This is a genomic window from Microbulbifer flavimaris (assembly GCF_001641755.2).
Taxonomy (GTDB): Bacteria; Pseudomonadota; Gammaproteobacteria; order Pseudomonadales; family Cellvibrionaceae; genus Microbulbifer; species Microbulbifer flavimaris.
In genome coordinates this window covers 975,312-986,692 of record NZ_LRFG02000002.1, presented here as the reverse complement: position 1 = coordinate 986,692, position 11,381 = coordinate 975,312, and the positions used below count along the sequence as shown (strand labels likewise).

The window sequence follows — 11,381 nt, the reverse complement described above, 5'->3', positions numbered from 1 at the left end:
ACAGGGTACGTAGGCACTCTACACTGGGTTACATAAGTCCAGCAGAGTATGAGCGCAGATGCGCATAGTTATGGTGTCTACTTTTTGTGGGTAAGACCAAGGGTATAGGAATGATTCAAATAATTGGCCCAGATAACGATGAAAAGCTTCAGTATCTATTTCGTGATTATCCCAAACTATATGATGGGCAGGGATTTCATATCGATGCCGATAATGTTATGGATGCAATTCGTGCCTATTCGGCTGAATATGGCGTCGAGGTTTATCCCTATGATGGAAGTGTCGAAGAAATAGGATTTTTCGACCCTCCAAAATATTTTTTCTATCACAGTAAGAAAAGACAAACTGTCGTGGATATCCATATTGTGAAACCTGACGGCTCGTTCGTTTGCATAAAACAAGACTTAGATTATCCATTAGAGGTCGATGACATCCTAGTTTTCGGAGAGTTGGAGTGCTAAACGGACAACCCTCTAACAAACGGCTGTTATCGCCCCTGCGGGGCTGGGACATCCTTTCCGCCGCTGCGCGGCTCCAAGTCTGCCCCAAAGCCGGTCGTTAGGAATAAGACATACCCACGTTTAGTAGACCCCCTGGCTCAAAAATGCTGCTGTCGGGTCGATTTCGGGCCCATGTCGGGTCCATTTCGGGTGAATTTCGTGGCCGACAGTTGGGACGTGAGATCAAAATCCTGTTCGACTGATAGCAAGAGATAGAACTGTGTATCTTAAAAAAGTAAGGAAACGCCGTAAGTGGACTCAAGAGCAGCTCGCGGAGCTCAGTGGCCTGAACGTCCGTACTATTCAGCGCATTGAGAGTGGCAAAAAACCTGGTCTGGAGTCCCTGAAATCCCTTGCGTCAGTGTTAGAGGTTGAAATTTCGACATTGGAACAGGAGATCGGTGTGATCGATAAGTCATCAGACGAGTGGAAGAAGCTACCGCTGTTATTTCGTATCAACTTTATCGGGTCCGAGTTTGGATGGCTCGGTATGTCCAAGCGGGAAGACTGGGTTAAGGGCGAGAAGCAGGTCGTGATCTTTTCCGTGATATTTGCGCTAGGCCTTCTGGCAGCAATGGTTGTACGGGGCGAGTTCAGGCTGGAAGCGTTCATGGGCCCCTTGTGGATGATCGTCGTCGCCTACGGCATGGCGAATGTCATCAGGGCGGCCGACCGTTACGAAGTCTGGTAGCGCGGAACAAAGCGTTCAGGGAGCTTGCCGAGCGGTGCACCTTCGCTATGCGGTTCAGAATGCGCAGACATCGCACAAGATAGTCCGCTGCTTCGGCCGCTCCTGAACGCGGCGTTACCACGCCATATTGTTTGCTCACGATCACCGGGCTTGGGCGCTTGTTGGCCACGCTCATCGCCTTTAAACAATCCCCATCACCCGGCCAGGGCTTTTAAGTTCGGGCATCCCCCTCAATTCGCCAGATACCCCGGCAGCCAGGTCGCCAGCGACGGCCACAGCGCCAGCAGCGCCATCACCAGCAGCTGGATCATGATGAACGGCACCACGCCGCGGTAGATGGCGCCGGTGGCCACGGATTCCGGGGCCACGCCGCGCAGGTAGAACAGCGCAAAGCCAAACGGCGGGGTCAGGAACGAGGTCTGCAGGTTGATGGCAATCATGATGCCCAGCCAGATGGGGTCGACGCCCATGGCCAGCAGCACCGGCCCGACAATCGGCACCACCACGAAGGTGATCTCGATGAAGTCGAGGATAAAGCCCAGCAGGAAGATCACCACCATTACCAGCAGCGTGGCACCGATGACGCCGCCGGGCAGGCTATTGAAGAAATGGGTGACCAGCTCCTCGCCGTCGTAACCGCGGAATACCAGCGAGAACAGCGACGCGCCGATCAGGATCGCAAATACCATGGCGGTGACCTTGAGCGTGCTCTGCCCTACCTCGCCGGCACGGTCCCAGTTCAGGGCGCCGCGGCTCACTGCCAGAATCCCCGCCCCCAGGGCGCCAACGGCAGCAGCTTCGGTGGGGGTGGCGGCACCGGTGATGATGGAGCCCAGTACCAGCACCATCAGGCCGATGGGCGGCACCAGGCTTTTCAGGGTCTCTGCCAGGTCGATACTCTCCGCAGTCGGCTTCGCTACCGCCGGCTCGCGCCGGGCCACGAACAGCAGGTAGATGATGTAAGCCGCCACCAGCAGCAGCCCCGGGATAATGGCGCCCACAAACAGGTCGCCGACGCTGACCGGCTTGGGGTTGAAGATACCGGCCGAGAGCTGGGCCTGCTGGTAGGCATTGGAGAGCGTGTCTCCCAGCAGCACCAGGGCGATGGACGGCGGAATGATCTGGCCGAGCGTGCCGGTTGCACAGATGGTGCCGGTGGCCAGCCGCGGCGAATAGCCCCGGTTCAGCATGGTGGGCAGGGACATCAGGCCCATGGTCACCACGGTGGCGCCGACAATACCGGTGCTCGCTGCCAGCAGCGCACCCACCACCACCACCGACACCGCCATTCCCGCGGGCACGCGGGAGAAAACCCGGGCCAGGTTGACCAGCAATTCCTCGGCGATGCGCGCCCGCTCCAGCATCACGCCCATCAACACGAACAGCGGCACCGCCATCAGGGTGCCGTTCTGCATGATGCCGAACAGCCGGTCAGGGAAAGCCCGCAGCAGTTCGGCATCGAATACACCGGCCACGATACCCAGTCCGGCGGCCAGCAGCGCCGTGCCGCCGAGGGTGAAGGCCACAGGGTAACCGAACATCAGCGCCGCGCAGACGGCGATAAACATCAGCAGGGGAACCAGCTCCATCATGCGCTCACCTCCTCGACCGCCCTGGCCCGCGGTTCATCAGTGGGGGCGCGGGGTGCTGGCGGGGTTGTTTCCACCAGCATCAGCTCCGTCAGGCTGCGGCACAGCTGGGCGATACCCTGCAGACCGAGGGTCAGCGCCGACAGGGGGATGAGGGTCTTGAGCAGGAAAATGCCGGGCAGGCCTCCGGCGCTGGAACTGGATTCGCGCACCGCCCAGCTGGCGGTGGTGAAATGCCAGCTACCGAGAATGATGAATGCACAGAGAGGCAACAGGAATACCAGGGTGCCTACGGCGTTGACCCAGGCCCGTGACCGGGCGGACATCCGCCGGTAAAAGACATCCACCCGTACGTGGGCGTCGGTATGCAGTGCATAGGCCAGGCCCAGCATCAGGACGGCACCGTGCAGATACAGCACTGCGTCCTGCAGGGCTACAGAGCCGCCGTCGAAGCCGTAGCGCAGGAGCACAACGGCGCTTTGCAGCAGCACCATGGCGAGGGTGAACCAGCCGAGCAGGCTGCCAGTGGCTGTGGCCAGACGGTCAATTTGCCGGGCGAGGCGGACCAGGGGGGGCATGGGGAAGTCTCTCTCTACATCTTATTGTTCTGTTTGCAAAGACTAACGCCGGCGCGAATCTGGCGCCAGTACTGGTCCCAGCGCCCCGATCAGTGTCATGTAACCTTTTTGTCACATTTCATTCATAGAATCGTCACCCGTTGTTCCTAGCATCGCCGCTGAAACAAAAGCACACATTGGAGTTCTCCATGAACAAGCGAATCCTGGCCTCATCCCTGGCGGCTCTGACCATCGCCGCATCTCAGGCGGCCACCGCAGCCCGTGATCATATCAGCATCGTCGGTTCTTCCACCGTCTACCCGTTCACCACCACCGTGGCCGAGCGTTTCAGCCGTGCGACCCAGTTCAAGACCCCGGTCGTTGAATCCACCGGTACCGGCGGCGGCATGAAGCTGTTCTGCCAGGGCGTTGGCGAGAGCACTGCCGACATCACCGGCGCTTCCCGCCGTATCAAGCAGTCCGAACTGGATATGTGTAAAGAGAACGGCGTCGACGTGGTGGAAGTTCAGGTGGGCTATGACGGTATCGTGCTGGCCAACGCCAAGAGCGCCGAGACTTTTGACCTGACCCGTAAAGACATCTTCCTGGCCCTGGCCAAGGAAGTGCCGAACCCGGACGGCTCCGAGACCCTGGTCGAGAACCCCTACAAGACCTGGAAGGACGTAAACCCGGCGCTGCCGAATGTGAAGATCGAGGTCCTCGGCCCGCCCCCCACTTCCGGTACCCGCGATGCGTTTGCCGAGCTGGCAATGGAAGGGGGCTGCAAGAAGTTCGACTGGATCGCCGCCAAGAAGAAAGAAGACAAGAATGCTTACAAGGCCATCTGCCACACCGTCCGTGAAGACGGCGCTTACGTGGAAGCCGGCGAGAACGACAACCTGATCGTCAACAAGCTGGTGGCCAATCCGAATGCTTTGGGCATCTTCGGCTTCAGCTTCCTCGATCAGAATGCGGACAAGGTGCACGGTTCCACCATCGAAGGTGAGCAGCCGACATTTGATAGCATCGCCGAGCAGAGCTACCCGGTTTCCCGCCCGCTGTTCATCTACGTGAAAAAAGCGCACGCGAATGTGATCCCGGGCATGAAGCAATTCCTGGCCGAGATCACCAGCGAGCGCGCCTGGGGTGAGGACGGCTACCTGGCCGACAAGGGCATGATCCCGCTGCCGACTTCCAAGCGTCAGCAAGTTGCCAAGAATGTGCGTCAGTTGAACGCCCTGAGCAACCTGGCCAAAAAATAAGATCGATTAGGCAGTAAAAAAACAGGTAGATGGATTTACCAGCCAAGCCCGCGAGGGCTTGGCTTTTCTTGTAGTTGAGGGGCCGCAATTCGCGGTCGTTTAAAAGACTTAAAAAGCCGGGATAATCCGCGGCCTGTAATACCGAACGCACGGAATTTAAATGCAGACTCCTACTTTATTTGCCCTGTTGCTGCTGCTGGTCCTGATCGCCTACGGCACCGGTTTCAGTCGCGCGGCTGCCGCTGCCCGGGGGCGTGGCGGGATGCGCAAGCTGGCGGCTCTGCCCAGTTATTACGGCACTCATACCGCACTGTGGTGTGGACTACCCGCACTGCTGTTGCTGGCGGTGTGGCTGATGTTCGATGAGCCAATTATCCGCGCGCTGGTGATGAACGGCATCGCCGATATGCCGGATACCATGGCCGGTCGCGACCTGCTCTACGCCCAGATACAGAACCAGGCCGCCGGTAACTTCTTTGGAGAGGCAACTCCCCAGGTAAAGGAGGCTGCTGAGCGGCTTACCCATTTGCGTGGCGGTGCCCAGCTCCTGCAAACCGCGATGGTCCTGATCCTGTCGCTGGGTCTTGGTGCTTTTGCCATGTTGCGCTTTTCTCCCAAGCTGCGTGCAAGGGAGAAAGTGGAAAAGGTTTTCCGCGTTATTCTGATTGGCTGTGCCTCGGCTGCCATCCTGACCACAGTCGGCATTCTGCTGTCGGTGCTGTTTGAATCCCTGCGTTTCTTCCAGTCGGTACCGGTCACAGAGTTCCTGTTTGGCCTGCAGTGGAGTCCGCAGATGGCCCTGCGCGCCGACCAGGTGGGCTCCAGCGGCGCCTTCGGTGCGGTGCCTCTGTTCACCGGTACCCTGATGGTCTCTGCGATTGCCATGTTCGTGGCGGTGCCAGTGGGCCTGATGTCCGCGATTTATCTGGCCGAATATGCCGGCAAGCGTCTGCGCGCGGTCGCCAAGCCGGTACTTGAGGTGCTGGCCGGTGTACCAACGGTGGTTTACGGCTTTTTTGCCGCCCTCACGGTTGCACCCTTCGTCCGTGAAGCGGCGGCAGCGGTTGGCCTGCAGGCCTCCAGTGAAAGTGCCCTGGCCGCTGGCCTGGTGATGGGGGTGATGATTATTCCGTTCGTTTCGTCGCTATCAGATGATGTGATCAATGCGGTACCACAGTCCATGCGCGACGGCGCACTGGGCCTTGGCTCCACCCATTCGGAAACCGTGCGCAAGGTCGTGATTCCGGCGGCGCTGCCGGGCATTGTAGGCGGTGTACTGCTGGCGGTTTCCCGGGCCATTGGCGAAACCATGATCGTAGTGATGGCCGCGGGCCTGGCCGCGAACCTGACCGCCAACCCGCTGGACTCCGTCACTACCGTTACGGTGCAAATTGTGACCCTACTGGTGGGTGACCAGGAATTCGACAGCCCGAAAACCCTGGCGGCCTTCGCCCTGGGCCTGATGCTGTTCGTGTCCACCCTGATTCTTAATTTTATCGCCCTGCATGTCGTGAAAAAATATCGGGAACAGTATGACTGATCTGACACAAGCACAGGTGCGCGAGCGGATCGAGCAGAATCTCGCCGGTCGGCACCGCAAGGAAAAACTGTTTCGTGGCCTTGGTATTGCCAGCATCGCCTTCGGTGTCTTTGCCGTACTGTTGCTCTTCACTGACATTATCAGCAAGGGCAGCGGCGCGTTCGTACAGACTGCGGTACAGCTGGAAGTCACCTACGACCCTGCGGTGCTGGGGATCGAGGAGGTAAACGAAGAGAGTCTCACCTGGGCCAACTTTACCGGTGTCATTCGCCAATCCCTGCGCGAGCGTTTTCCCGGGGTCAGCGGCCGCAGCGAGAAGCGCGAGCTCTATTCCCTGGTCTCTACCGGGGCGCCCTTCACCCTGCGCGACCGACTGCAGGCAAATCCGGCCCTGCTCGGGCAGACCGAGAAGGTATGGTTTGCTGCGGATGATGACGTGGATACTTTCCTCAAGAGTCTCGACGATTCCGCTGAGGGTTTCCGCGGCCGTACTTCCGACGAGATGGCCGCCTGGGTGCAGACCCTGTGGGACAGTGGAGAGCTGAAAAAGCGCTTCAATACCACCTTCTTCACCAACGGTGACTCCCGTGAGCCGGAGCAGGCGGGTATCCGCGCGGCTCTGGTGGGCTCCCTGCTGACCCTGCTGGTGACACTGGCGCTGTCCTTCCCCATCGGTGTGGCTGCGGCTATTTATCTGGAAGAGTACGCACCGAAGAACCGCTGGACCGACCTGATCGAGGTGAACATCAATAACCTCGCCGCGGTACCGTCCATCGTGTTCGGCCTGCTGGGTCTGGCCATTTTCATCAACTTCTTCGAGTTGCCCCGTTCGGCGCCACTCGTCGGTGGTTTGGTGCTGACCCTGATGACGCTGCCCACCATCATTATTTCGAGCCGCGCCGCCCTGAAGTCCGTACCGCCGTCCATCCGCGAGGCGGCCATGGGCATGGGGGCCTCGCGCATGCAGGTGGTCCTGCACCACGTGCTGCCACTGGCGATGCCGGGCATGCTCACCGGCGCCATTATCGGCATGGCGCAGGCCCTGGGTGAGACCGCACCGCTGCTGATGATCGGTATGGTGGCCTTTATTGTCGACGTACCGGCCGGCATCACTGATCCGGCTACGGTACTGCCGGTACAGATTTTCCTGTGGGCTGACAGCCCGGAGCGCGCCTTCGTCGAGCGCACTTCCGCCGCGATCATGGTGCTGCTGAGCTTCCTGATCGTGATGAACACCAGTGCAGTACTGCTGCGCAAAAAACTCGAGCGCCGCTGGTAGCGGCTGATAGACTGGGATCAACTTGATGAACACCATGACCCTGGATGCCACCGGCTACAGCGAGCCGGCTAACCCCCAAACCGTGGAAAAAAAGACTGTGGATAGCCAGACCAAAGTGGGCGAAACCGTCGGCGCACCCTTCTGCGACAATGCAAAGTTGAAGATGCGCAACGTCAACGTCTTCTACAGCGAGACCCAGGCCATTCACGATGTAAGCCTGGATATTGGCCGCAATGAAGTGGTTGCCATGATCGGTCCCTCCGGCTGTGGTAAGTCAACCTTCCTGCGTTGCCTGAATCGTATGAATGACACCATCGACGGCTGTCGCGTTGAGGGTGACTTCACTCTCGATGGCGATCCCATCTACGGCCCGAAAGTCGACGTGGTGCCGCTGCGCGCGCGGGTGGGCATGGTATTCCAGAAGCCCAACCCCTTTCCCAAGTCCATTTACGAGAATGTCGCGTACGGCCCGAAGATTCACGGTATCGCCAGCCGTCGCGCCGAGCTGGATGAGATCGTCGAGAACAGCCTGCGCCGTGCGGGCCTGTGGAATGAAGTAAAAGACCGGCTGGACAAGCCCGGCACCGGACTGTCTGGCGGTCAGCAGCAGCGCCTGTGTATCGCCCGTGCAATTGCTGTCAGCCCGGAAGTGATCCTGATGGACGAGCCCTGCTCTGCCCTGGACCCGATCGCCACCGCCCGCATCGAGGAGCTGATCGACGAGCTGCGAGAGAACTACACCATCGCCATCGTCACCCACTCCATGCAACAGGCAGCCCGGGTCAGTCAGCGCACTGCCTATTTCCACTTGGGTCACCTGGTGGAAGTGAACGATACAGAGACGGTCTTTACCAACCCGCAGCATGAGCTGACCGAGGCCTACATCACTGGCCGCTTCGGCTGATCCGTTGGACTAGTATTGCGCTAACAGAAGCGAACAAATTATGGAAATGCATTTCGATCAACATATATCCCGCCAGTTCAACGAAGATCTCGAGAGCATCAAAACCGAGATGCTGGAGATGGGCGGTATGGTTACCCGCCAGGTTGCCGACGCGGTGGAGGCCCTGGCCAACGCTGACAGCGAGCTGGCAGAAAAAGTGCTGCGCATCGAAGAGGAGATCGACCGGCGGGAAATGGCCATTGACGAGCACGCCACGCTGATCATTGCCAAGCGCCAGCCGGCTGCCTCTGACCTGCGCATGGTCATGTCCATCATCCGCATCGCCCGCGATCTTGAGCGTGTCGGCGACGAGGCCAGCAAGGTCGCCAAGATGGCCATCGCCCTGACCGACGAAGGGACTGCTCCCCGCGGCTATACCGAGATTCGCCATATCGCCAACGCCGTGCGCAAGATGCTGAATGACGCTCTGGATGCCTATACCCGCTTTGACGTAAGAGCGGCGATGAGCACCCTGGCCGAGGACGAGCAGGTGGACATGGATTACCGCAGCGCCGTGCGTGAGATGGTCACCTATATGATGGAAGACCCGCGCAGTATTTCCCGTGTCATGAACGTGCTGTGGACTCTGCGTTCACTGGAACGCATCGGAGATCATGCCAAGAATATCTGCGAGCAGGTGGTGTACCTGGTGGAAGGTGCGGATATCCGCCACGGGCACGAAAGCAACCTGAAGAATGCCTGATTGCGTGCAATGACGAAGAAGAAAAAGGCCGCTTAAGCGGCCTTTTTTAATGGAGGAGCCTGAAAGATGAAATATCTGTTCGAGGTCAGGATCAAGGAAGGCCATACCGCCGAGGAATATGCGAGTGCGTGGGTTCGCGCCTCGGAGCTGATCCAAAAGCATCACGGCGCCCTTGGCACCGAATTGCGACGCAAGATCGGTGAGCCGGACAAGCTGCTGGCGATCGCCAGTTGGGACAGCAAGGCAGACCGGGATGCGATGGAAGCCAGCCACGATTCCAAGATCGATGAAATTATCCGCAGTGCCGCCCCGTTCGTGGAGGTGACACCAATAGGGGAATTCGAGGAGCCGGATTGGGTGGTCGAACCCGGCAATTGACCGCCACTGCCGGGAGAAAAAAGGCCGCCTGGAGCGACCTTGTTTCAGACTCCGGCTTTCTCGCTCACACAGCGAGATTTTTCTACCCCTTGTTGGAAAGTGCCTGCATGCGCGCCTGTGCCGCTGATCCGATCTCACCCCCCGCCTTGGAAGCGGTTTGGTAGTGGCTGTAGGCGTTCCTTACCTCACCCTGCTTTTCATACACCTGGCCCAGGTAATAGTGGGCGTGGGGCGTTTCCAGATAGCGCAGTGACCGGGTCAGGTCGCGCTCTGCATCGGTGTAATTGTTCAGCTTGGCGGCAACCAGCCCGCGTTTCAGCCAGTGGGAGAAGAGCCCCGGGTTTTTCTGCACGGCGCTGTCGTAGGCCTTGTAGGCAGCCTGGTACTGCTCTTTCTGGGTCAGCAGGTCGCCCTCCAGCTGGAAAAAGGCCGCTTCCCGTGGCTGTTGCTGCTGGGCACGGCGCACCAGGCCCAGCGCCTGGTCGTACTGCTTGTTGGCGGCTGCCTTCATGGCCTGGTCGTAATTATCATAGGCGTCGGCATCCCGCTTGAGTTGGGCGATGGCACGCTGGTAGGCGGCACGGTTGCTGGTGCCGTCCGGCAGTTGCTTGGCGTACTCGATATTGGCGTTCACGCGCGCCTGGGACGGCGGGTGGCTGGCGAAGAGTGCTTCCAGCGCGCCGGACTGGCGCCCTTCCTTCAGCCGGACGAACTTCTGCTGCAGCCGTACGGCCCCCTCGGGATCGTAGCCGGCGGCGGCCATATACTTCATGCCGTACTTGTCGGCCTCCAGCTCGTTGCTGCGGCCGTAACGGGCGATGTAGGCGGAGCCGCCCAGCTGCCCGCCGAGGGCCACCAGGTCGCCATAGGCGGTATTCTGGGTGGTGGCACCCAGGACTGCGAGGCCGGCCCCCAGTACCTGCTGCTGGGACATGGCGGAGGCGGAGTGGCGCGCGGCTGCGTGGACGATCTCGTGACCGAGCACGGCGGCCAGTTCGGCCTCGTCATCGAGCAGGGTCAGCAGGCCGCGGTTCACCGCGATCTTGCCCCCGGGCAGCGCCCAGGCATTGGGCGTCGAGTTGTTGAGCACCACGAACTCATAGGGCAGCTGCGGCTGGTCGGATACTTTGGCGAGCTTCTGGCCCACGCGACTGACATAGTCCTGCAGGGCCGGGTCCACCACATACTCGCCTCCCTGCTGCTGCTGGTTGATGGGGTACTGCTGCTCCCCCAGCGCCACCTCCTGGCCCTGGGAAATCAACGATAGCTGTTGCTCTCCGGTGACCGGGTTGACGGCACAGCCGGCCAGGAGGGACGCTGTGAGGGCACAGCAGGTGATCAGGCGCGGAATCATGGTTGCCTCCCTGTATAATGCTCGGTTTTATGCGACTCATTTTACACAGTCCCGGGAGAGAGGTTATGACGGCACTGCAGATAATTGAATTGTTCGCCGGTACCAATCCGGACGGCGAGCCGGTGGTGGAGCGGCTGCAGGTGCGCGTCAACGAGGACAACAGCTGCCAGCTGGTGCGCTCGCCCGCGTTTATCAAGGGCATCGCCAGTGGCGATACCATCAAGGTGAACAAGGAAGACCAGCAGTTCGAGCTGGTGAAACGCTCGGGTAACCTGGCGATCCGCGTATTCTGCCGCGGCAACAGCACCGCCCTCTCTGACCAGCTGACACCGCAGCTGGAGAAGCTCGGCGGCGAGCTGGACATGGAGACGCCGCGCCTGCTGGTTTACAGCATCCATGTGAGCTGCGGCTTCGACAAGATCGAACAGATTCTCAACAGTGCCTGCGACGGCGCCAACAGTGTCTGGTACTACGGCAATGTCTACGACCCCAACGATGGCCAGACACCGCTGAACTGGTGGCAGGACATCCTCAAGCCGGAGTAAGCCGGAGCCGTAATTACCCACACCCCACTCGTACAGGACA

At 59.7% G+C, this 11,381-nt stretch carries 12 protein-coding genes and 1 pseudogene; 10 read left to right on the top strand and 3 right to left on the bottom strand.

All coding sequences use genetic code 11. The annotated features are described in order from the left end of the window. Window positions 1-86: 86 nt before the first annotated feature. The 3 genes and pseudogenes from AWR36_RS16115 (at window position 87) to AWR36_RS16355 (ending at window position 1,191) form a co-directional block, all read left to right on the top strand. Window positions 87-461, top strand: coding sequence for a hypothetical protein (locus AWR36_RS16115; RefSeq protein WP_141398505.1), 375 nt, complete (start codon window positions 87-89; stop codon window positions 459-461). A gap of 259 nt (window positions 462-720) precedes the next feature. Next, a pseudogene (locus tag AWR36_RS16360) lies at window positions 721-876 on the top strand (helix-turn-helix domain-containing protein); the annotation flags it as partial. Between the two features lie 27 nt (window positions 877-903). After that, on the top strand, window positions 904-1,191 hold the full coding sequence (locus AWR36_RS16355; RefSeq protein ID WP_231745294.1) for a hypothetical protein: 288 nt from the start codon (window positions 904-906) through the stop codon (window positions 1,189-1,191). Window positions 1,192-1,421: 230 nt separating this feature from the next. Here the strand turns inward: AWR36_RS16355 and AWR36_RS09170 are convergent, their stop codons facing one another. Both AWR36_RS09170 and AWR36_RS09165 read right to left on the bottom strand, forming a co-directional pair. Further along, on the bottom strand, window positions 1,422-2,783 hold the full coding sequence (locus tag AWR36_RS09170) for a TRAP transporter large permease (protein WP_067083898.1): 1,362 nt from the start codon (window positions 2,781-2,783) through the stop codon (window positions 1,422-1,424). Next, complete coding sequence (locus AWR36_RS09165; RefSeq protein WP_067083897.1) at window positions 2,780-3,358, bottom strand: TRAP transporter small permease subunit; 579 nt, start codon at window positions 3,356-3,358, stop codon at window positions 2,780-2,782. Before AWR36_RS09165 ends, AWR36_RS09170 begins: the two co-directional genes overlap by 4 nt. A 188-nt stretch (window positions 3,359-3,546) precedes the next feature. Here AWR36_RS09165 and AWR36_RS09160 point away from each other — a divergent pair, with 188 nt between their 5' ends. The 6 genes from AWR36_RS09160 (at window position 3,547) to AWR36_RS09135 (ending at window position 9,442) form a co-directional block, all read left to right on the top strand. After that, on the top strand, window positions 3,547-4,599 hold the full coding sequence (locus AWR36_RS09160) for a PstS family phosphate ABC transporter substrate-binding protein (RefSeq protein WP_067084068.1): 1,053 nt from the start codon (window positions 3,547-3,549) through the stop codon (window positions 4,597-4,599). 160 nt (window positions 4,600-4,759) lie between these two features. Then, complete coding sequence (pstC, locus tag AWR36_RS09155) at window positions 4,760-6,139, top strand: phosphate ABC transporter permease subunit PstC (RefSeq protein ID WP_067083896.1); 1,380 nt, start codon at window positions 4,760-4,762, stop codon at window positions 6,137-6,139. Next, window positions 6,132-7,418: a phosphate ABC transporter permease PstA gene (pstA, locus tag AWR36_RS09150; protein ID WP_067083894.1), complete on the top strand. Its 1,287-nt coding sequence runs from the start codon at window positions 6,132-6,134 to the stop codon at window positions 7,416-7,418. Before pstC ends, pstA begins: the two co-directional genes overlap by 8 nt. Window positions 7,419-7,581: 163 nt before the next feature. Continuing rightward, complete coding sequence (gene pstB / locus AWR36_RS09145) at window positions 7,582-8,322, top strand: phosphate ABC transporter ATP-binding protein PstB (RefSeq protein WP_231745293.1); 741 nt, start codon at window positions 7,582-7,584, stop codon at window positions 8,320-8,322. 40 nt (window positions 8,323-8,362) lie between these two features. Beyond that, entirely contained in the window at window positions 8,363-9,064 is a 702-nt protein-coding gene (gene phoU, locus AWR36_RS09140; protein ID WP_067083891.1) for a phosphate signaling complex protein PhoU, read from the top strand. Between the two features lie 66 nt (window positions 9,065-9,130). Continuing rightward, window positions 9,131-9,442: an antibiotic biosynthesis monooxygenase gene (locus AWR36_RS09135; protein WP_067083890.1), complete on the top strand. Its 312-nt coding sequence runs from the start codon at window positions 9,131-9,133 to the stop codon at window positions 9,440-9,442. A gap of 82 nt (window positions 9,443-9,524) precedes the next feature. Here the strand turns inward: AWR36_RS09135 and AWR36_RS09130 are convergent, their stop codons facing one another. Next, complete coding sequence (locus AWR36_RS09130) at window positions 9,525-10,796, bottom strand: M48 family metalloprotease (protein ID WP_067083888.1); 1,272 nt, start codon at window positions 10,794-10,796, stop codon at window positions 9,525-9,527. A gap of 65 nt (window positions 10,797-10,861) precedes the next feature. On the opposite strand from AWR36_RS09130, the gene AWR36_RS09125 reads away from it, so the two are divergent. Next, window positions 10,862-11,341 (top strand): DUF4265 domain-containing protein, encoded by a 480-nt coding sequence (locus AWR36_RS09125; RefSeq protein ID WP_067083887.1) that lies wholly within the window; start codon window positions 10,862-10,864, stop codon window positions 11,339-11,341. The last annotated feature ends 40 nt before the right edge of the window (window positions 11,342-11,381 follow it).

Coding starts and splice junctions, on each gene's coding strand:
- AWR36_RS09130 (WP_067083888.1), bottom strand. CDS start 10,796: ATGATTCCGCGCCTGATCACCTGCTGTGCCCTCACAGCGTCCCTCCTG.
- phoU (WP_067083891.1), top strand. CDS start 8,363: ATGGAAATGCATTTCGATCAACATATATCCCGCCAGTTCAACGAAGAT.
- AWR36_RS09165 (WP_067083897.1), bottom strand. CDS start 3,358: ATGCCCCCCCTGGTCCGCCTCGCCCGGCAAATTGACCGTCTGGCCACA.
- pstB (WP_231745293.1), top strand. CDS start 7,582: ATGCGCAACGTCAACGTCTTCTACAGCGAGACCCAGGCCATTCACGAT.
- AWR36_RS09125 (WP_067083887.1), top strand. CDS start 10,862: ATGACGGCACTGCAGATAATTGAATTGTTCGCCGGTACCAATCCGGAC.
- AWR36_RS09160 (WP_067084068.1), top strand. CDS start 3,547: ATGAACAAGCGAATCCTGGCCTCATCCCTGGCGGCTCTGACCATCGCC.
- pstA (WP_067083894.1), top strand. CDS start 6,132: ATGACTGATCTGACACAAGCACAGGTGCGCGAGCGGATCGAGCAGAAT.
- pstC (WP_067083896.1), top strand. CDS start 4,760: ATGCAGACTCCTACTTTATTTGCCCTGTTGCTGCTGCTGGTCCTGATC.
- AWR36_RS09170 (WP_067083898.1), bottom strand. CDS start 2,783: ATGATGGAGCTGGTTCCCCTGCTGATGTTTATCGCCGTCTGCGCGGCG.
- AWR36_RS09135 (WP_067083890.1), top strand. CDS start 9,131: ATGAAATATCTGTTCGAGGTCAGGATCAAGGAAGGCCATACCGCCGAG.